Origin of the sequence: Streptococcus vestibularis (genome assembly GCF_900636445.1) — a bacterium.
GTDB lineage: Bacteria > Bacillota > Bacilli > Lactobacillales > Streptococcaceae > Streptococcus > Streptococcus vestibularis.
Map to the genome: position 1 here is coordinate 906,713 of NZ_LR134275.1, position 21,732 is coordinate 928,444.

22 protein-coding genes and 3 pseudogenes are annotated in these 21,732 nt (G+C 40.6%); 19 read left to right on the plus strand and 6 right to left on the minus strand.

Annotated elements, in window-relative coordinates; translation table 11 throughout:
- Nucleotides 1-65: 65 nt before the first annotated feature.
- Genes EL076_RS04635 through EL076_RS04645 form a run of 3 tightly spaced genes read left to right on the plus strand, consistent with a single transcriptional unit; the run spans nt 66 to nt 2,793 of the window.
- On the plus strand, nt 66-1,070 hold the full coding sequence (locus EL076_RS04635; RefSeq protein ID WP_003092806.1) for an NADP-dependent oxidoreductase: 1,005 nt from the start codon (nt 66-68) through the stop codon (nt 1,068-1,070).
- A 12-nt stretch (nt 1,071-1,082) separates the two neighbouring features.
- Nucleotides 1,083-1,919, plus strand: a complete 837-nt coding sequence (locus EL076_RS04640; RefSeq protein WP_003092491.1) for an alpha/beta fold hydrolase — start codon at nt 1,083-1,085, stop codon at nt 1,917-1,919.
- A gap of 1 nt (nt 1,920) precedes the next feature.
- The gene (locus EL076_RS04645; RefSeq protein WP_003092413.1) at nt 1,921-2,793 is read left to right on the plus strand and encodes an SDR family NAD(P)-dependent oxidoreductase; all 873 of its coding nucleotides are present in this window, start codon (nt 1,921-1,923) and stop codon (nt 2,791-2,793) included.
- 63 nt (nt 2,794-2,856) lie between these two features.
- Here the strand turns inward: EL076_RS04645 and EL076_RS10480 are convergent.
- Together EL076_RS10480 and EL076_RS04655 are read right to left on the minus strand one after the other, a co-directional pair.
- A pseudogene (locus tag EL076_RS10480) lies at nt 2,857-3,187 on the minus strand (glucuronide permease).
- 38 nt (nt 3,188-3,225) lie between these two features.
- On the minus strand, nt 3,226-3,765 hold the full coding sequence (locus tag EL076_RS04655; protein WP_225901349.1) for a TetR/AcrR family transcriptional regulator: 540 nt from the start codon (nt 3,763-3,765) through the stop codon (nt 3,226-3,228).
- Between the two features lie 133 nt (nt 3,766-3,898).
- Here EL076_RS04655 and EL076_RS04660 point away from each other — a divergent pair, with 133 nt between their 5' ends.
- The 13 genes and pseudogenes from EL076_RS04660 (at nt 3,899) to EL076_RS04720 (ending at nt 16,349) form a co-directional block, all read left to right on the plus strand.
- Entirely contained in the window at nt 3,899-4,804 is a 906-nt protein-coding gene (locus tag EL076_RS04660) for a cation diffusion facilitator family transporter (protein WP_003092452.1), read from the plus strand.
- A 71-nt stretch (nt 4,805-4,875) separates the two neighbouring features.
- Nucleotides 4,876-5,913, plus strand: a complete 1,038-nt coding sequence (locus tag EL076_RS04665) for a zinc-binding dehydrogenase (RefSeq protein WP_126429420.1) — start codon at nt 4,876-4,878, stop codon at nt 5,911-5,913.
- 6 nt (nt 5,914-5,919) lie between these two features.
- Nucleotides 5,920-6,213: pseudogene (locus EL076_RS04670) on the plus strand (IS30 family transposase); the annotation flags it as partial.
- Nucleotides 6,214-6,376: 163 nt separating this feature from the next.
- A complete protein-coding gene (locus EL076_RS04675; RefSeq protein ID WP_126429422.1) occupies nt 6,377-6,775 on the plus strand; it encodes a CopY/TcrY family copper transport repressor in 399 nt (132 codons plus the stop codon).
- Between the two features lie 15 nt (nt 6,776-6,790).
- A complete protein-coding gene (locus EL076_RS04680) occupies nt 6,791-7,162 on the plus strand; it encodes a cupredoxin domain-containing protein (RefSeq protein WP_003093093.1) in 372 nt (123 codons plus the stop codon).
- A gap of 10 nt (nt 7,163-7,172) precedes the next feature.
- Nucleotides 7,173-9,395 (plus strand): heavy metal translocating P-type ATPase, encoded by a 2,223-nt coding sequence (locus EL076_RS04685; RefSeq protein ID WP_126429424.1) that lies wholly within the window; start codon nt 7,173-7,175, stop codon nt 9,393-9,395.
- A 361-nt stretch (nt 9,396-9,756) separates the two neighbouring features.
- Nucleotides 9,757-11,532 carry a pyruvate oxidase gene (spxB, locus tag EL076_RS04690; protein WP_126429426.1) on the plus strand — a complete coding sequence of 592 codons (1,776 nt, stop codon included), beginning with the start codon at nt 9,757-9,759 and terminating at the stop codon, nt 11,530-11,532.
- Between the two features lie 483 nt (nt 11,533-12,015).
- Nucleotides 12,016-12,537, plus strand: coding sequence for a hypothetical protein (locus EL076_RS10245; protein ID WP_126429428.1), 522 nt, complete (start codon nt 12,016-12,018; stop codon nt 12,535-12,537).
- Between the two features lie 39 nt (nt 12,538-12,576).
- Nucleotides 12,577-12,744: a hypothetical protein gene (locus EL076_RS10250; protein ID WP_003092967.1), complete on the plus strand. Its 168-nt coding sequence runs from the start codon at nt 12,577-12,579 to the stop codon at nt 12,742-12,744.
- Between the two features lie 191 nt (nt 12,745-12,935).
- Nucleotides 12,936-13,652, plus strand: a complete 717-nt coding sequence (locus EL076_RS04705; protein ID WP_126429430.1) for an ABC transporter ATP-binding protein — start codon at nt 12,936-12,938, stop codon at nt 13,650-13,652.
- Nucleotide 13,653: 1 nt separating this feature from the next.
- Nucleotides 13,654-14,736: an ABC transporter permease gene (locus tag EL076_RS04710; RefSeq protein ID WP_126429432.1), complete on the plus strand. Its 1,083-nt coding sequence runs from the start codon at nt 13,654-13,656 to the stop codon at nt 14,734-14,736.
- 23 nt (nt 14,737-14,759) lie between these two features.
- Nucleotides 14,760-15,383 (plus strand): TetR/AcrR family transcriptional regulator, encoded by a 624-nt coding sequence (locus tag EL076_RS04715; RefSeq protein ID WP_003092576.1) that lies wholly within the window; start codon nt 14,760-14,762, stop codon nt 15,381-15,383.
- A 201-nt stretch (nt 15,384-15,584) separates the two neighbouring features.
- Nucleotides 15,585-16,349, plus strand: coding sequence for a nucleoside phosphorylase (locus EL076_RS04720; protein ID WP_126429434.1), 765 nt, complete (start codon nt 15,585-15,587; stop codon nt 16,347-16,349).
- 59 nt (nt 16,350-16,408) lie between these two features.
- Here EL076_RS04720 and EL076_RS04725 read toward each other — a convergent pair whose 3' ends face one another.
- Complete coding sequence (locus tag EL076_RS04725) at nt 16,409-17,044, minus strand: HAD-IA family hydrolase (RefSeq protein WP_126429436.1); 636 nt, start codon at nt 17,042-17,044, stop codon at nt 16,409-16,411.
- 16 nt (nt 17,045-17,060) lie between these two features.
- Between EL076_RS04725 and EL076_RS10255 the strand changes: the two genes are divergently transcribed.
- A complete protein-coding gene (locus EL076_RS10255; RefSeq protein WP_232009684.1) occupies nt 17,061-17,276 on the plus strand; it encodes a hypothetical protein in 216 nt (71 codons plus the stop codon).
- A 75-nt stretch (nt 17,277-17,351) separates the two neighbouring features.
- Nucleotides 17,352-17,534 (plus strand): annotated as a pseudogene (locus EL076_RS10260) (hypothetical protein); the annotation flags it as partial.
- Nucleotides 17,535-17,709: 175 nt separating this feature from the next.
- On the opposite strand, the gene EL076_RS04730 reads toward EL076_RS10260, so the two are convergent.
- Entirely contained in the window at nt 17,710-19,062 is a 1,353-nt protein-coding gene (locus tag EL076_RS04730; protein ID WP_126429438.1) for an MATE family efflux transporter, read from the minus strand.
- A 49-nt stretch (nt 19,063-19,111) separates the two neighbouring features.
- Nucleotides 19,112-19,375, minus strand: a complete 264-nt coding sequence (locus tag EL076_RS04735) for a tryptophan permease (protein WP_126430145.1) — start codon at nt 19,373-19,375, stop codon at nt 19,112-19,114.
- A 107-nt stretch (nt 19,376-19,482) separates the two neighbouring features.
- Between EL076_RS04735 and EL076_RS10265 the strand changes: the two genes are divergently transcribed.
- A complete protein-coding gene (locus tag EL076_RS10265) occupies nt 19,483-19,941 on the plus strand; it encodes a hypothetical protein (protein ID WP_227278275.1) in 459 nt (152 codons plus the stop codon).
- 125 nt (nt 19,942-20,066) lie between these two features.
- Here the strand turns inward: EL076_RS10265 and EL076_RS04745 are convergent, their stop codons facing one another.
- Complete coding sequence (locus tag EL076_RS04745) at nt 20,067-21,725, minus strand: Rqc2 family fibronectin-binding protein (protein WP_126429440.1); 1,659 nt, start codon at nt 21,723-21,725, stop codon at nt 20,067-20,069.
- Nucleotides 21,726-21,732: the final 7 nt, after the last annotated feature.

Genomic DNA, 21,732 nt, shown 5'->3' on the forward strand with positions numbered 1-21,732 from the left:
ATCAGTTTTAAAAAGACCAGACATGTATCTTTATCAGATACAATAAAAAAAGAAAAGAGAAGACAATGAAAGCCGCACAACATACTACTTATAACAAAAAGAATATCACACTGAATATCACAGAAGTCGCTAAACCGAGTATCACAGACAAAGAAGTTTTGGTCAAAGTCACCGCAGCTGGTGTCAATCCTCTGGATAACATGATTTCCCGAGGAGAGGTCAAGATGATTGTTCCTTACAAACTCCCACAAACTGCAGGAAATGAAGTGGTCGGTATCATTGAAGAGACCGGCACACAAGTCAAAAACCTCAAAGTCGGTGACCGAGTTTTTGGACGTCTCCCACTTGACCATATTGGTGCCTTTGCCGAGTATGTAGCCGTAGACAGTCAGGCTCTAGCCAAAGTTCCAGATTATCTATCTGACGAAGAAGCTGCTGCTGTTCCGCTTACTGCCTTGACTATCATGCAATCCCTAGAACTCATGGGAGCTCAAGCTGGCAAGACCATCTTTATCTCTGGTGGTACTGGAGGTGTCGGTGGAATGGCCATTCCAATTGCCAAGGCCAAAGGTTTGAAAGTCATCACCAATGGGGCTGGAGATAGCGCTGATCGGGTGTTGAACCTTGGAGCAGATCGCTTTATCGATTACAAAATAGAGGATTATACAAAAACTGTTAGCCAGGTTGATTATGTCCTCGATACCCTTGGGGGCGCTGAGACTGAAAAACAAATGTCTATCATGAAAAAAGGTGGTCAGCTTGTTTCCCTTCGTGCCATGCCAAACGGTGCCTTTGCCAAACGGATGAACCTGCCAAAATGGAAACAGATCCTACTTGGACTAGCTGGTCGTAAATTTGATAAGATGGCTGACAAATACGGCGTTCACTACCATTTTATCTTTGTAGAAAGCAATGGCGCTCAATTACAAGAGGTAGCAGATCTCTTTAGCAAATTGGAAATCAAACCATCTATCGACACAGTTTATCCATTTGAAGAAGTGAATAGCGCCTTAGACAAGGTCGCTAATGGGCGCTCACGTGGAAAAACAGTCCTCAGCTTTAAGAAATAAAAAGGAAAAACAATGTCATATCTTACAACTAAAAATCAATACATCACTGTCCAAGGAAATCAAATTGCCTATCGCGAACTCAGTAAAGTCAAATCAAAACTACCTCTTCTGATGCTGGTCCATTTGGCAGCAACTCTCGATAACTGGGATCCAAAACTATTAGACTTAATTGCTGAAAAGCACCATGTCATTGTAGTCGATCTTCCTGGTGTTGGAGCCAGTCAAGGAAAAGTGGCTCCGACTATACCTGGAATGGCTGAGCAGACAATTGACTTTGTAAAAGCGGTTGGTTACGATAAAATCAACCTCCTCGGTCTTTCTATGGGAGGTATGATTGCCCAAGAAATCATCCGAATAAATCCTACTCTAGTGAGCCGTTTGATTTTGGCTGGAACAGGACCTCGAGGTGGAAAAGAGGTCGATAAGGTCACAGGGAAAACATTTAACTATATGTTTAAAGCGGGACTCGAGCGTATCGATCCTAAACGCTATATCTTCTATAATCATGATGAACAAGGAAAAATCGAAGCTTTGAAAGTACTAGGACGAATGGGTATGAGAACAAAGGAATTTGCGGACAAAGACATGAGTGTGCCTGGTTTCTTGACTCAACTCAAAGCTATTAAACGTTGGGGGAAAGATCCTCAAGACGACCTAAAATTTATCACTCAACCAACCTTAATCGTCAACGGGGATAAGGATATGCAGATTCCAACAGAAAATTCTTATGATATGCATGAGAAAATAAAAGATAGTAAGCTGATTATCTATCCAAATGCTGGCCACGGTTCGATCTTCCAATATGCAGAGGAGTTTTCAAAAGAACTCATTGCTTTCTTGGGGGACTAAGATGGTCAAAACAATTCTGATTACAGGTGCTACTGACGGTATTGGTAAACATTTGGCAAAGAAACTGGCCAGTGAAGGGCATCAGGTCATCCTTCATGGTCGAAATCCTCAAAAACTGGAGTTGGCGCTTCAAGAGGTTCGTTCAGTCTCCTTGAGAGATAGAGTTTCTAGCTACTTGGCAGATTTTTCAAAATTAGACGATGTTTATCGATTTGTGGAGGAAATCAAGCGAGACTTTCAACGTATCGATGTCTTGTTTAACAATGCAGGCCTGTATGCAGGAAAAGACCGAAAAGCGAGTGCTGAAAATGTCGAGTTGACATTTATGTTATCCGTTCTGGTTCCCTATATTTTAACAACTGAGCTAAGTCCCTTGTTAGAAAAAGCAGCTGACGGCCGTGTCATTAATACTTCTTCCTATATGCATCATTTTGCCAAGGTCAAGGATTTGGACTTTCAATTTGAGAAAGAATACAATCCAGGATTGGCCTATAATAATTCCAAGCTCTACACCATCTGGATGACACGTTATTTGGCAAGGAAATTCTTTTTAAAAGCTTCAAACATCACCATCAATGCCTATCATCCCGGCTTGATTTCAACTAACTTAGGGAATGATTCCAGTGATGAAAAGACGAAAAAGTCTCTCTTTGGACGCCTGATGAAGTCTCTGTCAAAAGATTTAGATCAGGGAATCGAAACAGGCTATTATCTCACCTTATCAGAGGAAGTCAGGGGCTTGACTGGCTACTACTTTGATGAAAAGAAAGTCAAGTCTGTATCTGAAAAAGGATATACATTTGAAAAAGCACGGAAATTAATGGATTACTGCCAAAATAATGTCAAAATGTTTAAAGAAAAGCAGGATGTTTAATTCCTTATTTATTTCGTAACTACCAAAAAACTCAAGTTTTCATTGATAAAACTTGAGTTTTTCTTAGATGAGGGCTAATAAAATGGTAAGAATCAGAGCGATTCCAATCCGAATGACATGGCGGGCTGGATTGAAGTTTTTTTGTGCTTGCCATTCCAATAGGCTCCGTAGCAAATCAACCCACAGCCAATCATCCAAAGAGATAGTGTGACAATCGGCAAAAAGAAGTAGAGAATGAGAGAGAAGGTCGCAAGGCTACTTCCTAGAAAAAGTAGGTAAATTCCAAGGGTCTTCTTGCCCTTTTTAATTCGGAAACGCTGACTAATAAATGAAGAAGTGCAAAAGCAAGGGCCAAGAAAGCTGTGAAAAAGCTGAGAAGAATGGGGAGAAGCATAGTTTTCCTTTTTATGATACATGATGTAAAGTCGCACCTTAGTTAGAAGCGACGTTTAAAATCTCCAAATAAAATTGGACCACTTCCTGTTCGCTATAGGATTTTCCTTTTTTTAGCCACCAGCTGAGAGTTTCAATGAAGTGGCTGACGACCAGGTGCTTGAGATAGGAGTGAGGAATGTTGGGGTGTGAGTGAATCAGTTCATCAGCGACCATCGGGTAGACATCATGTTCTAGCTCTTTGCGCAGTTGCCGGATAAAATAATCGTTTTTGGAGAGCAAGAGACTGGTCACATGGTCCTGATTTTTCTTGAAATGCTGAAAGATATGGGCCAGGTAGTCATGAGTAGAGAGTTGATTATTGCGCTCAAAGAGGTGGTGAAAGAGTTTTTGGCAGAGTTCATCCATCAATAATTCCTTACTTTCGTAATGACTATAAAAGGTCGAGCGCCCGACGTCGGCTAAATCAATGATTTCCTGAACAGTGATAGTCTCGTAGTCTTTAAGGTTTAGTAATTGTAAAAAAGCATTATAGATAGCTTTTCGAGTCTTTGTAATGCGACGATCTTGTGCAGTCATATGGACACTATGAACAAACTGTTCAGTAACATACATAGCGAACGGTTTGCCCCTATCCTTTCTGTTGATAGTATTGGATAATAGATAATGAACATGATGTTCATGAATCTATTATAACAAAGGAAGTAATATAATGAAGACAAAACGTGCGGTTTGGTTAGCTTTTTTCTTAAATCTAAGCTTTGCCATTGTTGAGTTTATTGCGGGTGGAATTTTTGGTTCCAGTGCGGTTCTCGCTGATTCAGTCCATGACTTGGGGGATGCTCTAGCCATTGGCCTCTCGGCCTTTCTAGAAACGATCTCCAATCGTCAAGAAGATAGTCACTATACCCTAGGCTACAAGCGCTTTAGCTTATTAGGGGCTTTAGTAACGGCAGTCATTCTGATGACCGGGTCTGGTATGGTGATTTTGGAAAATGTAAGCAAGCTTTTCCACCCTCAGCCCGTCAATGACGAAGGGCTTCTTTGGTTGGGAATGTTTGCTATCAGTGTCAATGTGCTGGCGAGTCTGGTCATTCGCAAGGGGCAGACCAAGAATGAATCCATTCTCAGCCTGCACTTTCTGGAAGATACCTTGGGGTGGGTGGCTGTTATCCTAATGGCCATTGTTCTCCGATTTACCGACTGGTATATTCTGGATCCGCTCTTATCTCTTGCCATTTCCATCTTTATTCTGTCCAAAGCCATTCCACGTTTTTGGAGCACGCTTAAGATTTTCCTCGATGCCGTTCCAGAAGGAGTGGATATACAGAAGATCAAGAAAGATTTGGCAGAGTTGGACCATGTCGCTAGTATCAATCAACTCAATCTTTGGACCATGGATGGTTTGGAAAAGAACGCCATTGTCCATGTTTGTCTGGAGCATGTCAAGCATATGGAGGTTTGTAAAGAGTCTATCCGAAACTTGCTCCAAGAGAGGGGCTTTCAAAATGTCACCATCGAAGTTGATGAAGACTTGGCAACTCACCGATCTCACAAGCGTAAAATTGAGAAGTTGGAAGTTGAACAAAATCATGGACATGATTATCATTATCATTAAATATCTGGTTTAAGCGAAACCTTAATGAAAAGAGTATACTAATAGTATCAAAAAGAAACTGGGGTAAATAAATGAAATCAGCAGTTTATACCAAAGCTGGGAAAGTTGGTCTAGCAGAAATTGATCGTCCGCACATCAAAGTACCAGATGATGTCATTCTTCGCATCGTTCGTACCTGTGTTTGTGGATCGGACCTTTGGAGTTACCGTAATCCGGAAATAGAAGAAGGACATAGAAATAGCGGTCATGAGGCTATCGGAATTGTCGAGGAAGTTGGTGAGGAAGTTACTACAGTAAAACCAGGTGACTTTGTCATTTCCCCTTTCACACATGGTTGTGGACAGTGTGATGCCTGTCGTGCTGGTTTTGATGGCTCTTGTGATAACCACCTAGGTAATAACTGGTCTGGGGGCGTGCAGGCTGAGTATATCCGTTTCCACTTTGCCAACTGGGCCCTTATCAAAATTCCTGGGCAACCTTCAGATTATAGTGAAGGCATGCTCAAGTCGCTTTTGACACTGGCTGATGTCATGCCGACGGGTTACCATGCGGCGCGTGTGGCTAATGTGCAAAAGGGTGATAAGGTAGTCGTTATCGGAGATGGGGCTGTTGGTCAATGTGCTGTCATCGCAGCTAAGATGCGTGGTGCCTCACAAATTGTCCTTATGAGTCGTCATGAAGATCGTCAAAAAATGGCTTTGGAGTCAGGTGCGACTGCAGTTGTTGCGGAGCGTGGTGAAGAAGGCATTGCTAAGGTCCGTGAAATCCTTGGTGGAGGAGCAGATGCTGCCCTTGAATGTGTTGGTACTGAAGTAGCAGTAGAACAAGCTCTTGGTGTCCTTCATAATGGTGGTCGTATGGGGTTTGTTGGCGTTCCACACTATGAAAATCGTGCCATTGGATCAACTTTTGGACAAAATACAACGATTGGTGGGGGACCAGCCTCTGTCACAACCTATGATAAACAAGTTTTGTTAAAAGCTGTTCTTGATGGCGACATCAATCCAGGACGAGTCTTTACGACAAGTTATAAATTGGAAGATATTAATCAGGCCTATAAAGATATGGATGAACGCAAGACCATCAAGGCTATGATTGTGATAGAGTAACGAATTAAGTCGATCACTTTTGATTGCGGAAAAGAATTTTCTAATTGGAAATCTATTTCGAATGCACATGACATTGATATTTTCTTTGCGGATCCAGGATGTCCTGGGCAACGAGGTCTCAATGAACATTCTAATGGCTTATTAAGACGAAATGGACTACCTAAACAAATAGATTTTACGAATATTTCTCAAAATTATTTATCAGCTACAGCTGATAAAAGAAATAGACTTCCTAGGAAGTCTTTGAATTATCAAACACCATACCAAGCTTTTCTGAGTTACATGAAAAATTTAACTTAATTTGACAATTTAGGGAGATAAAAATAGGGAGTGGAAAAAGCCCAACCAGACAAATCTTCAAAGAAAGATTTGTTTTTTTTATAACTTTTGGTTGACAAATGTAAACATTAGGAATAGAATAACATTGTAAGGTTTACAAATGTAGATTTAGAAAGGAGAGGTCATGCAAATTTCCAATGCGGAATGGCGCATCATGAAGATAATCTGGATGGAAGGCAAGCAGACCAGCACGGATTTGATCGCCGTCTTGTCCGAGCGCTTTGACTGGTCGAAGTCGACCATCAAGACCCTCTTGTTCCGCTTGGTGGAAAAGGGGTGCTTGACTAGAGAAAAAACAGACAAAGCCTTTGTTTACTCGGCATTGTTGACGCAGGACCAGAGTTTAGACTTGGTGGTTGAGGAGGTGAAAGACAAGGTTTGCTCAAAAAGAATTGTACAGGTGCTTGAAAACTTGATTCAGGCGAGTGACTTTACGCTTGCAGATCTTAATCAGCTGCAGCAGGTCCTGGAAGAAAAGAAAGCAGAGGCTGTCGAAACAGTCCCTTGCAATTGTATGTCATAGAAAGAAGGAAATTCCATGTTTGGATTGTTGATTAGTATTGTTTGTTTACTTGTGGTTGCTTTTATTGCTTGGTGGTTCTTTGCAGAGCATGAAAAGGTAAGCGGCCACGCTCGTCAGAAATCAGGTTATCAAGAAATTGAAGTCGAAGTCATGGGGGGCTATTCGCCTGAAACCATTGTCCTGAAAAAGAATGTTCCAGCCCGGATCATCTTTAATCGCAAGGATCCATCTTCATGTCTGGCTCAAGTGATCTTTCCAGATTTTGGCGTTCATGAAGATTTGCCTTTAGGTGAAAAACATGTCATTGAAATTACGCCAGAAAAAGCGGGCGAATATGGGTATTCATGTGGAATGAACATGATGCATGGTCAAATGATTGTGGAATAAAGGAGTAGGTATGGTAGAAAAACAAAAAGCAGTTGTGGAAAACGGAGTGCAAAAGATCCGTATTACAGCAGAAAAGGGCTATAGTCCCAAAGAATTTCAACTTCAAAAAGGGATCCCTGCTGAAATCACCTTCCATCGGGTCAATCCTTCCGGCTGTTACAAGGAAATTTTGTTTGAAGATCAGGGGATTTTAGAGCCTTTGGAAGTCGGTGTGGATAAGGTGATATCCTTTACCCCGACAGAAACAGGGGACTTTGAGTTTTCATGTGGAATGAAGATGCAAAAGGGTTCCTACACGGTTGTGGAAAAACGCCGTCGTGTCTTAAATTTACGGGGTCGCTTTTGGATTACTAGTATCTTTACCCTTCCTTTATTGATCTTGATGATTGGGATGTGGGCAGGATTTGTCTCCCATCCAGTCAGTCGCTGGGGGACTTTTCTAGCGACAACGCCGATCATGTTGGTAGCAGGAGTACCTTTTATCAAGAGTGCCTGGGCCTCATTTAAGAAGCACCATTCCAATATGGATACCTTGGTAGCTCTTGGAACCCTGGTAGCCTATGTCTATAGTGTATTTGCCCTTTTTACTGGTCAGCCAGTATACTTTGAGGCTGCGGGTTTTATCATCTTCTTTATCCTCTTAGGGCAAATCTTTGAAGAACGGATGCGTAACAATGCCTCCGAGGCTGTGGAAAAGTTGTTGGATTTGCAGGCAAAAACGGCTCAAGTTCTCCGTGATGGGAACTATGTCGAGGTGGCGGCAGAAGATATCCAAATTGATGACTTGATTCGGGTCCGTCCTGGGGAAAAGATTGCGGTTGATGGGACGATTGTAGAAGGAAGTACGACCATTGATGAGTCGATGGTGACAGGTGAAAGCTTGCCTGTGGAAAAATCAGTTGGTGATGCAGTTATCGGCTCCACTATCAACAGCAATGGAAACATTCTCTTTAAGGCTGAAAAAGTCGGTAGTGAGACCCTCTTATCTCAAATTGTGGACTTTGTCAAAATGGCCCAATCCAGTCGTGCTCCCATTCAAGATTTGACGGATAAGATTTCAGGTATCTTTGTTCCAGTGGTGACGATTTTGGCCATTGCGACTTTCTGGGTTTGGTCCGTGCTTCTGGGCGCGTCGCTTCAAGAGGCCATGCTCTATGCAGTCTCTGTCCTCATTATTGCCTGTCCTTGTGCCCTTGGTTTAGCAACCCCAACAGCTCTGATGGTCGGAACCGGCCGTAGTGCCAAGATGGGGGTTCTGATTAAAAATGGAACAGTTCTTCAAGAAGTGCAAAAGATTCAAACCGTTGTGTTTGATAAGACAGGGACTATTACCATTGGCCAACCACTTGTAACCGATGTTGTAGGAGATGAAGCGCGTGTCTTGACACTGGCTGCTAGTCTTGAAACTTTTTCAGAACATCCACTAGCCCAAGCGGTGTTATCCCAAGCAGAAGAAAAAGGTTTGGTGTTATCGCCTGTGGAAAACTTCCAAGCGATTGAAGGAAAAGGGGTCCAAGGTCAGATCGACCAGCAGTTGGTGACCTTGGGAAATGGTAAACTTCATGACGGGACAGCGATGGATCCGGAGCTTGAAAAACGGATGGTAGACTTGCAAGAGCAGGCCAAAACAGTGATCAATTTGGCTGTGGATGGGCAAGTGATTGGCTTGATTGCCATTCAAGATGCTCCAAAGGCCAGCTCAAAAGAAGCGATCAAAAAGCTTAAAGAACGGGGCTTGAAAACGGTCATGTTAACGGGGGATAATGAACGGGTGGCCCAAGCTATTGCTAAGCAAGTGGGAATTGACACCGTCATTGCTGATGTCCTTCCTCAAGAAAAAGCTAGCGCCATCCAAAAACTGCAAGAAGCTAGCAAGGTCGCCTTTGTTGGAGATGGGATCAATGATGCTCCAGCTCTCTCGATCGCGGATGTGGGGATCGCTATGGGATCTGGAACGGATATTGCGATCGAGTCCGGTGGCATCGTGCTCACGCAAAATGATTTGCTTGGCGTTGTGCGCGCCTTTGACATGAGTCAAAAGACCTTCCGCAGGATCTTACTCAATCTCTTCTGGGCCTCTATCTACAATATCCTTGGGCTTCCAATTGCTGCTGGAGTCTTTGTAGGACTGGGATTGACCCTTAATCCAGAACTAGCAGGTCTTGCCATGGCCCTTAGTTCTTTGTCTGTTTTGACTAGTTCTCTGCTTCTCAATGTTGCGAAAATTGATTAGACTCAACAAAAAAAGTAGTACAGAATTCATTTAAGATTCTGTACCACTTTTTTGTCTTTTCTTACAGCCACAAGGGAAAACAGAAGCATATATTTTATAATAAAATATCCTATTATAAGATAGTTTGTGAAAATTTCTCAAATTCAGCATCTGTTATGTAATAGGGATTGAGCATCTCTGAGCAGATCCTTATACATGTGAATCTCTTTGTGTTAAATTAGTTCTATAATCGTTTTGTAAAACGTTTTCATGAGAATGATCAGAATAAATTAATTTTCAAGACGAGCTTTGATCGCAAAGATGAAGTAGAAGCGCTGTGCTTCATTTTTCAGGATCAAATTAGAAATAAAGGAGAGTTAGAATGACTCAAGGGAAAATTATTGCATCTGCAGCAATGTTGAACGTATTGAAAACATGGGGCGTAGACACGATCTATGGGATCCCATCAGGAACACTTAGCTCATTGATGGACGCTTTGGCTGAAGACAAAGATATCCGTTTCTTGCAAGTTCGCCACGAAGAAACTGGTGCTCTTGCAGCAGTAATGCAAGCGAAATTTGGTGGCTCTATCGGGGTTGCAGTTGGTTCAGGTGGACCTGGTGCGACTCACTTGATCAATGGTGTTTATGATGCAGCTATGGATAACACTCCATTTCTTGCTATTCTTGGATCACGTCCAAACAACGAACTCAACATGGATGCTTTCCAAGAATTGAACCAAAACCCAATGTACAATGGTATCGCTGTATACAATAAACGTGTAGCTTATGCAGAACAATTGCCAAAAGTGATTGACGAAGCTTGCCGTGCTGCCGTTTCTAAAAAAGGTCCAGCTGTTGTTGAAATTCCAGTAAACTTTGGTTTCCAAGAAATCGACGAAAACTCATACTATGGATCAGGTTCTTACGAACGCCGCTTCATCGCTCCTGCTTTGAACGAAGCGGAGATCAACAAAGCTGTTGAAATCTTGAATAATGCGGAACGCCCAGTGATCTATGCTGGTTTCGGTGGAGTTGGTGCTGGTGATGTCATCACTGAATTGTCTCGTAAAATCAAAGCACCAATCATCACAACTGGTAAAAACTTTGAAGCTTTCGAATGGAACTATGAAGGGTTGACAGGTTCTGCATACCGTGTTGGTTGGAAACCAGCGAACGAAGTAGTCTTTGAAGCAGACACTGTTCTTTTCCTTGGTTCAAACTTCCCATTTGCTGAAGTTTATGAAGCCTTCAAGAACACTGAAAAATTCATCCAAGTGGATATCGACCCTTACAAACTTGGGAAACGTCATGCCCTTGACGCTTCAATCCTTGGTGATGCAGGTCAAGCAGCCAAAGCTATCCTTGATAAAGTAAACCCAGTTGAGTCTACTCCATGGTGGCGTGCAAACGTGAAGAACAACCAAAACTGGCGTGATTACATGAACAAACTCGAAGGTAAAACTGAGGGTGAATTGCAATTGTATCAAGTTTACAATGCAATCAACAAACATGCTGATCAAGACGCTATCTACTCAATCGACGTAGGGGACACTACTCAAACATCTACTCGTCACCTTCACATGACACCTAAGAACATGTGGCGTACATCTCCACTCTTTGCGACAATGGGTATTGCCCTTCCTGGTGGTATCGCTGCTAAGAAAGACAATCCAGATCGCCAAGTATGGAACATCATGGGTGACGGTGCATTCAACATGTGCTACCCAGACGTTATCACAAACGTTCAATACGACCTTCCAGTTATCAACGTTGTCTTCTCAAATGGTAAATATGCCTTCATCAAGGACAAATACGAAGACACAAACAAACACTTGTTTGGTTGTGACTTCCCTAATGCTGACTATGCGAAAATTGCTGAAGCACAAGGTGCTGTTGGGTTCACTGTAAACCGTATCGAAGATATCGATGCAGTCGTTGCAGAAGCTGTTAAATTGAACAAAGAAGGTAAGACCGTTGTCATTGATGCCCGCATCACGCAACACCGTCCCCTTCCAGTAGAAGTACTTGAGTTGGATCCAAAACAACACTCAGAAGAAGCCATCAAAGCATTTAAGGAAAAATACGAAGCAGAAGAACTCGTACCATTCCGCCTCTTCTTGGAAGAAGAAGGATTGCAATCACGCGCAATCAAATAATTCCTCTCGTCGAAAATCAAAGATAAATTTGTAGACTTCTTTATTAGGTTACTGCCGACGATTTCATCATTGAAACCTTAATTTTCAATGATGGAATCTAGTGCAGAGCCTAGAAAAAGTCCCAAAGGATTTTTCGTAGTTTGATGAGCAAGGATTTGCTATCAAACTTGGTTCCGCCTTGTTTACTCTTTGATTTTCTTAGAGAGAAAAGTGAAAAGATTGGAGTAATCCGGTCTTTTTTATTAAAGACAAAATCTTCTTTGAAACTTTCCTTAGGTGAGTACGATGGTTGGCTGGACTAAGAAAAGAAGGGAGAGAACCAATCCAATTTCATCTTATCTTTATTTCAAAGAATGTTAAAATAAAGATAAGATATTGTAATCGTTTAGATTTGCTTAGTAATGTTCTTCATATTTTCAAAAAATGGATTTTACCAGTTGCTTGCCTTGCGTTTGTTTTCTTTAGATTATAGGAGGTAGAGCAATGAAAAAGAAAATCAATCAATGTTTACTTTCGTTTCTCATACTATTTTTAGCCTTGTTTTTGACTGGTTTCAGAAAAATGAAGACTAGTGATTACAACAAGGTCATAGGGGTTATTGTCGAGAACTGTAATAAAGTAGGTTTGCATGGTAAGGTTACTATTACTAACTTGTATTGGACAGCCTTAGAAATACCAACTTACCACGTGACTTATACCTATTCTGAGAAAACTTACGATAACCAGAAAGTAGCATTAGAGCAAAATACGGCTATTCATGAAGAAGGGTCAAGTGACTCTTATGGCAATGTTCCAGAATATAAAGAATCGTTTTTGAAGCAGAAATCTATCCAAAAAGTTGAGAAGAAAATTGAAAAACAATTGAAGAAACAAAAAATCGGTCTTCCTATTAGGTTTTTTAGTTTTCTATCTAACTTCAGTCATGATGAAAAGGAGAAAAATCTGGATACCTTAACCTCAGACAATCTCAAAGCAGGTAAGAAGGACTTTGCTGGTAACTATTAAATTCCATACCAAACCTTGATTGATCAAGAGTTGGTTTATATGACTATTTTTATTTATGATAATGAATCAGTCAAAGAACAAGATATGAAAGATGCGGCTAAAAAGTTAGATGCTAGTGATCTTCCGAATGGTAAATATAATTTCTTATATTCCAATACCAAGGATGAGAATCAAGATTCTTCCTTCTCACGAGCCTTTAAAAAGTGAATAGGAGAGATCATTTCAGAGTATAGTGAATAGATTCTTAACATCAGAAGTTTTTGTCATAAACATTGGATGCTATCATCCAGTGTTTTTATTTAAAAAAAATTCAAATCATCACTTGACAAGTGAGTGAACACTCACTATAATAACCTTGTGTTTAAAAAGTGAGTAAACACTCACCTGGGAGGATGCAAATGAAAACATTGCTACATTTACAAGATTTAGAAAAATCTTTTGGTCATAAAATGGTGTTAGACCATGTTGGATTTGAATTACAGTCTGGGGAAATCATTGGTCTAATCGGTCCTTCTGGTGCTGGTAAATCAACTATGATTAAAACCATGTTAGGGATGGAAAAGGCAGATAGCGGTATCGCTTTAGTCTTAGACCAGACCATGCCCAATCGTCATATTCTGGGAGATATTGGCTATATGGCCCAGTCAGATGCTCTATATGAAGCTTTGTCAGGACAAGAAAATTTGGAATTTTTCGGTCAGCTCAAGGGACTTTCTAAGAAAGACTTGTCATTTGAAATTGCCCATGTAGCTCAAGTGGTAGATTTGACAGATCACTTAAACCAGGCGGTCTCTGGTTATTCCGGGGGCATGAAACGACGCTTGTCGCTGGCTATTGCGCTTTTAGGAAATCCGCAACTCTTGATACTGGACGAACCGACAGTTGGGATTGACCCTTCTCTTCGAAAGAAAATTTGGAGAGAGTTAATGACACTCAGAGACAATGGTGTAGGGATCTTGGTTACAACCCATGTTATGGATGAAGCAGAGCTGACAGATAAGGTCGGACTACTATTAGGTGGAAATATCATTGCCTTTGATACACCATCCAAGCTAAAAGAATCTTATGGTGTTTCAAGTATTGAAGGAGTCTTTTTGAAAGCAGAAGGAGAATGAAATGAGAACAATTGCCATTGCAAAAAAAGTTATCAAAGAATTACTACGTGACAAACGGACACTGGCCCTAATGTTTGTGGCACCAGTCTTTATTATGTGGCTGATGAACCTCATGTTTTCGGCTAGTACAACGGTGACTGTTAAGCTAGCGACACAAGATGTGCCAAGTAGTTTGGTAAGTAGGATGGATGACTTAGAACATGTCAGTGTCAAAACCTACAAAGACTTGGTTCAAGCTAAAGAGGCTTTAAACGATGAAAAAGTAGATGCAGTTATCTCTTATAAGGATGGTGAATATCATGTAGCCTATGCCAATACAGATGCCTCTAAAACTTCGGTGACCCGACAAGTATTACGCACCAGTATTGCTAGTGAAGACACCAATCAATTATTAGCCCGTGTGAAGCAATCCCTTCCACAATTACAACTAAAGGTAAAATCTCCTGAAATTAAGGAATCTTATGAATATGGTAACGAGGACACCGGCTTCTTTGCTAAAATGATTCCTGTTTTGATTGGGTTCGTCGTTTTCTTCTTTGTCTTTTTGATTTCAGGTATGGCACTCTTGAAAGAACGTACTAGCGGAACCCTAGATCGTTTGCTGGCAACCCCAGTCAAACGTTCGGAAATCGTTTACGGCTATATGTTGTCTTACGGTCTTATTGCCATACTGCAGACAGCAGTAGTCGTTCTAGCAGCCATCTGGTTGTTGAACATTGAAGTTGTCGGAAGCCTGTTAAATGTTATAATAGTTAATGTTGTACTGGCTCTGGTGGCACTAGCCTTCGGAATTCTCTTGTCTACCTTGGCAAAATCAGAATTTCAGATGATGCAATTTATTCCTCTTGTGATTATGCCGCAACTCTTTTTCTCAGGAATCATTTCACTTGATTCAATGGGAGACTGGGCAAAAACACTAGGAAAATTCTTGCCTTTGACCTACTCAGGTGATGCGATGAGTCAGATTATTCTTTACGGACGTGGACTTGGAGATATTTTACCATATATTGGTGTTCTACTAGTCTTCCTTGTCGCTTTGACAGTTCTCAATATTGTCGGCTTGCGTCGTTACCGTAAAGTATAAAATATAAATATACGAGGATGAAAATGAGTGAGAGTGTTTTTGAGTCGTTTGAAGCTTATCTAAAGGGTGCAGACTATCCCAAGGGAAAGAAAAAAATCATGCAGGCGGCGGTCGATTTGATTTCTACTAAGAGTTACAATGGGACCTCCACCTTACAAATTGCTAAACATGCGGGACTTAGCCAAGCAACGCTCTTCAAGTATTTCAAGACTAAAGAAGATTTATTAACAGCTATTTTGCACCCTGTTGTTCCAGGACTTTTCGGTCGTTTTTTTGAAGAACTTTTAGCCTTAGAAACGACTGAAGAAAAGGTGCATTATCTGGTTCAAAATCGTATGGCCTATCTCAAAAAGAATCGCGCTTTGATGAAAATTATTTTTCAGGAAATTTTTTCAAATAAGAAACTGAGAAAAGAACAACTTTATATTTGGAATACTCTTCAGGATAAATTATTAGTACTCCACAAGGAATTGATAGCAGATTCACGAGTGAATCCTGAAATCACGGTTCCTCAAATGGTTCGTATTTGTATAGGTCCCTTATTGGCCTACTTTGCCCAACTCTATATCGTTAGCGACAATAGTGACATAAGAGAAGAAGACTTAAATTTGTTGGAAAAACAGATTTTAGGTGGTTTGTGGAAATAAACGCCGACTGAAATCATATTTCTTAAAATAAAACACAAAAAGGACATGTTTCTGACTAAAGCAGATTTATGTCCTTTCTTTTCAGTTATGTACATTGTTTAATTGGTTTTTCTTTGTAATTCTTGGGAAGTAGTTCCTATGAAATCATATTACATTGGTTATTTTTTGATATAATAATTCTTAAAACTTAGGAGGCAACAGATGATACATAAACATGAAATCCCAATTTTAGAGTTTGATGACAATCCTCAGGCTGTGATTATGCCGACACATGAGGATTTAGACTTGAACTTGCCGGCTAGGTGCGTCTACGCCTTTTTAGAGGAAGAAATAGAACGTTATGCGACTTCTGTTGGAGCTGAAAAAGTTGGTGAGTTTGTCTCTGCGACCAAAATCTATCCTGTTTATGTTATGACTTACAATGGGGAGGAAATATGCTTGGCTCAAGCTCCAGTAGGATCAGCTGCAGCAGCTCAATTTATGGACTGGTTGATTGGTTGTGGCGTCAAGCAAATCATATCAACTGGAACTTGTGGTGTCTTGGTAGACATGCCAGAGAATATCTTTTTGATTCCGACGAGAGCATTGCGAGATGAAGGTGCAAGTTACCACTATGTTGCGCCTTCTCGCTATATAGACATGAATACACAAGCTCTTGGAGCCATTGAGAGAACTTTAAAGCAAAAGAAAATCCCCTATGAAGAGGTCATGACCTGGTCGACAGACGGCTTTTATAGAGAAACACCTGATAAAGTTGCTTATCGGATTGAAGAGGGGTGTAGTGTTGTAGAGATGGAGTGTGCATCTCTTGCAGCAGTTGCTCAACTTCGAGGAGCTATTTGGGGCTTGCTTCTGTTTACTGCTGATTCCCTAGCAGATATAGACAATTACAATCAACGAAATTGGGGCTCAGAGGCTTTTGATAAGGCCTTAGAGATCTGCTTAGATATCATTGTTCAGATGTAATTTTGATTTGATAGAAAAGAGCATGATGGTATAGTCATGCTCTTTTTATGTATCAATTGTTATTTCAAAATATTCCAGAGTTCTTGGGAAGTATCAGCTACAAAATCAGGATTTTCTTCCAAAAGGGTTTCGTTTGTCCCGAATCCCCAAGTAACAGCCAAGGTCTTGATACCAACGGTTTTTCCTCCAATCATGTCATACTTGGTGTCGCCAACAATGACAGAATGGTCTTTGTTCGCATTATTTTCAGTAATAGCACGCTGCAAGACGTCAGCCTTGTTGAAAGTAGCAGGTGTGGCCCCATAGATGTCGTCAAAAAACTCAGTGATGCCAAGGTATTTGCACATTTTCCGAGCAGTAGGCTCATTTTTGGAAGTTGTGATATAGATTTTCTTATTTGGATCTTGACTCAGCTTCTCGAGTACTTCTTTTATACCGTCGTAGAGATGAGCTTCAAACTGTCCTTTGTTCTCATAATAGTCACGATAAAGTTGAACAGCTTGGGCAGCACCTTCTTCGCTTATTTCTTCTCTGAATGTGACTTCTAGAGGTGGTCCCATAAAGGTGCGAATTTTTTTATTGCTTGGAACAGGTAGGCCCAGTCTTTCAAAGGTTTGGACAAAACCATTGTGGATGCCCTCAGAACTATCTATAAGGGTACCATCAAGGTCGAAGAAAATGTGTGTAAATATCATATGATTCTCCAATACAATGTTGTTTATTTATTATATCATGATAGGACAAAATGCAAAGTCAAACAATACAAGTCATATTTTCAAAGAGAAGACGATTGTGCATGATTTTGATAGGACGGAGTTGAAAAAAGCTCCTAAATGTACCGTTATCCTCGACGACCTCTATGGTGAAATTTTAGGCCCATTGTATATCACTCTTATAGGTGCGACAACCGGTCAAACTGATAGTTAAGACTTTTCAACCTTCTTTAAGAAACAATACAAGGATAAAAAAGTTATTTCAGTTAGTTAGCAGGGAAATCCAGATTTAGACAAGATTGCTGAGTTAAAACCTGATTTAATCCTTATGACAGGAGAGCGAGAAGATCTTTATGAGGATTTGTCTGAAATTGCACCGATTGTTGGCTACCAAACCAACAACGATGAAAATTGGGACTATTACGAAACGTCTCCCATACTATGCTTACGGGCATTTTGGTTACCTGTATGATACTTATAAGTTCAATCGTGCCGAAACCTTATAATCCAGATGATATGTTCCAAGTTATAGATCTAGATTAACTAAAAGATATTACCCCTGATCTCTTGATTGTTCAAGCTGATTCTCAGGAACTCCTAGATAACAAACTTAAAAACTCACCTATCTGGAGTAACCTTAAAGCTGTTCAAAAAGGGGGCTTGCTGACAAACAAGCGTCTGATATGTTTTCTCAAAGAAAAATAGAGCTGAATAGTCATAGGAATCCAAATCAAAGGTTCACATAGGATAACGCCAAGGTAGCCCATATAAGGAATGACGAAAACAACAAAGAGAATTTTACCAAAAAGCTCAATAAAGCTAGAGGTTAAAGGTGTTAGTTTCTTACCTAGACCTTGCAGGCTATTTCTAAAGATGAAGAGCATTCCTAAAATAGGATAAAAGAGAGAACTGATACGGAGGTAGAGACTGGCATTGTCAATAATCACAGCATTATCAGACCCAGAAATAAGACCAGCCAAGAAGGGGCTTGTTACATAGAGGAGGGCACAAGCAATGACAGACCAAGTTATAGAAACAAGACAGGATTGCTTTAACCCAGCGACAATGCGTTTAAACTGTTGGGCTCCGAAATTCTGCGAGGTGAAGGTTGTCACCCCAGCAGCAAGGGAGGTCAATGGTAGAACCGCAAAGGACATAATTCGTCTCGCTGACACCTGAGCGCTAATGATGAGAGAGCCGAAGCCATTAATGGCGTACTGTAAGGTCACAGTTCCAATAGAAACAATAGAATTCATGAGCCCCATAGCCATCCCTTGTCCCAAAAGGTCCAGATAAAGGCTTGAATCAAGAACACAGTCAGACTTATGTGGTAGGAGAAAGGTCACTCTTTTCTTAATATAGTAAAGACAGAGGATAGCAGAAAGCCCCTGTGAGATTATAGTTGCCAAGCCTGCTGATTGAACACCAAGATGGAGCTGTGTAATAAAGAAAAGGTCTAAAACGATATTGACCAGAGCCGAAAATATCAGAAAATAGAGGGCTGTCAGACTATCACCAACTGCTCTGAGGAGGCCTGCACACAGATTATAACCCAAAGTAACCCCAACACAGGAGACAATCATTGAAATATACTGGTAGGACTGCCCAATGATAGAAGTAGGCGTCCCTAAAAATCTTAGCAAAGGATAGAGCCCGAAATGTCCTAGAATCATAACCAGGGCACTTAAGCCCAGACCGATGACAACTGTGGCCGCGACAGACTGACGAAGTTTTCTATAGTCTTGCGCTCCATAATAACGTGCGATAACAACTCCCATACCATTTCCAACGCCAAGAGCAAAGCCGATAACCAAATCAAAAATAGCAGAAGAAGCTCCTACAGCAGCCAAGGCATCTGGCCCTAGAAAATGACCCACAATCATGACATCGGCAGTATTGTAGAGTTGCTGGAAAATATTGGATATCAGAATTGGTAGAGCAAAGATTAAAAGAGACCGCAAAATAGGGCCTCGTAAAAGATTAACTGACGCATTTTTCATAGACTTATTATAGCAAGATTGTAATTGTGAAACAATGTTAAAAGCCATCCTAGGATGACTTTTGCATATTTTTTAGATAGCGGCTGAGTGTTTGTGTCATATGGTTGTAGCCTGCCGCGATCATTGGAATTTGTAAGTAAATATAAGGTAGGGTGTACTGGCTCTTAGTCTCTGATATGAGGTGAAAGAGGATGCCACCGAAGAGATAGAGGAAGGCATAGAGGCCCAGTGTTGCTCCATCTTCCATTCGTTTATAAGTGAAAGCATAGTAGAACGCACCACCAAGATATAGGACTAGGAGATAGCCTTGCATATAGGTCACAAAAAAGAGATGTAGGGTCAGATGGCATATAATAATAAGATGACAACAATAAATACGTTTTCAAATATTTTATCTAAAAAATAGAATGAGGAAATAAAATGTCAAAAAATTCAAGATTCAATGAGGATTTTAGTTATATCATGTGGATTATAAGTCTACTAACAGTCTTTTCTGTGCTCTTTGTAAAACTTACATACTTAGTAGCATTACCTTATTATAAAGTTATAACAAACTTGTTCTCAGAAAAAGTTAGCCAGTCTGAAGCTCAAAAGTTTAAATATTGGATGCGATTTCTTCCTGTAGGCTGGTTTGTAGATATTAACAGTATTGAAGACAACAAACGTATCAAAAATGCTTCTGTTACTTCATCATTTTTACCAATAGCACTTCTTGTGTATTTAATTACTGTTCCATTAACTAATGATGCTTCTTCAGACTCAATAATATGGGTGATTTCATTTATTTTTCTGTGTTTTACAATAGGTAGTGTTATTGGATTTTACAAAAATTTTAAGTTTACAAAAAATATTCAAGATTATCACAAGAATATGTATTGAAAAATAAATATAAAATAAATTACCAATATAATGAAAAAAGGAACCTACTAAGTTCCTTTTTTATTACAGTTAAACTAGCATTTACAACCACTTAGTATTACATACTGGTTGGTGGAAGGTTAAATTTACTTCATCCGCATACTGTCAATTTTTTCTTCAGTTGGTGTGACGCGTAGGGTCTTTTGTCCTGTATAAGTCACAAATCCAGGCTTACCTGCTGTTGGTTTGTTGAGCTTCTTAACATCAATCATATCGACTTGAACCAAGTTTGACAGACGGGCCTTAGAATAGTAGGCTGCCAATTCAGCCGCATCGGTCTTGACATCGTCAGTTGGGTTAAGATTTCCCTTGATAACTACGTGACTACCTGGGATATCCTTGGCGTGGAACCAGAGCTCCCCCTTTTTAGCCATCTTGAAGGTCAACTCCTCATTTTGTAGGTTGTTACGACCAACCATAATAATGGTCTTACCATCAGAAGCTAGATACTGTTCAGGTTTCTTGCGTTTGTGGCGTTTGTCAGTTGAACGACGTTTCATAAAGCCAGCCTGAACAAGCTCTTCACGAATATCCTCGATTTCATCCATGTTGGCTTGAGAAAGACTGAACTCCACACTCTCCAGATAATCAATAGTCTGCTTGGTTTCCTCAATCAAACCAGTCAAGTGCTTAACAGCCTCCTTGAGCTTCTGGTATTTCTTGAAGTAACGCTGAGCATTTTGGTTAGGTGTTAGAGCCACATTTAGAGGAATGGTAATCTTTTCGCCAGTGTAGTAGTTGTCTAGCTCGACACTATCTTTATCATTTGGCACCATGCTGAGGTAGGTGGTCAATAGTTCCCCTTTTTGACGGAGCTCCTCGGCATTTTCAGTCGCCGCAAGCTCTTTTTCTTGTTTAACAAGTTTCTTCTTATTTTTTTCCAGTTCATTTTGCACACGATGGATCAAATCACTAGCCTGTTGAGTCACACGGTCACGCGCTGCCTTGTCCAAATAGTAGTAGTCCAATAGGGCTGACAAGGTTTCAAACTCAGGTTGGTCCTGACTATCTGAGAATCTTACAGCTGAGAATGCCTTAGCCGTTAAGTTTGGCTCTATTTCACGATTGAAGAAGGCACGGAAATTCTTGAATTTATCAGTATCAAGTAAAGCTGATAATTCATTGGCCGTGTCGCGCCCCAAACCTTGGAAAAGTTTTTGAAGGTTTCTAGAGGACAAATCCTCGGTTTGTAGGATTTCAAAGAGCTTTTCGTCTGCAATGTCAAATGGATTCTTGGCGTCTGTCTTAGGAGGAGCGATATAGGTAGACCCAGGCAGAATAGTACGGTAACTATTTTGTGAGAAACCAACGTGCTTGATAGACTCGATGATTTTGCTCTCGTTTTTGTCAATCAGGATAATGTTGGAGTGTTTCCCCATGATTTCCATGACCAGAGTAACCTTAACGCTATCACCAATTTCGTTTTTGTTAGAGACTGAAATTTCAAGAACACGGTCATTTTCAAGCTGTTGGATATCCTCGATAACTGCTCCCTGAAGGTATTTACGCATAATCATGGTATAGGTGTTTGGATTTTGCGGATTTGGCAACTCTGCCTTGGTCGTCTGAATACGCCCAAAAACAGGGTGAGCCGAAAGCAGAAGCTTGTAATTCTGACGATTGTTACGAATGGTCAGGACCAACTCACGCTCAAAAGGCTGATTAACCTTCTGGATACGCCCGTAGAGCACCTGCTCACGCAACTCAGCTGTCATATGATGAAGAAAAAAGCCGTCAAAAGACATGATGTAC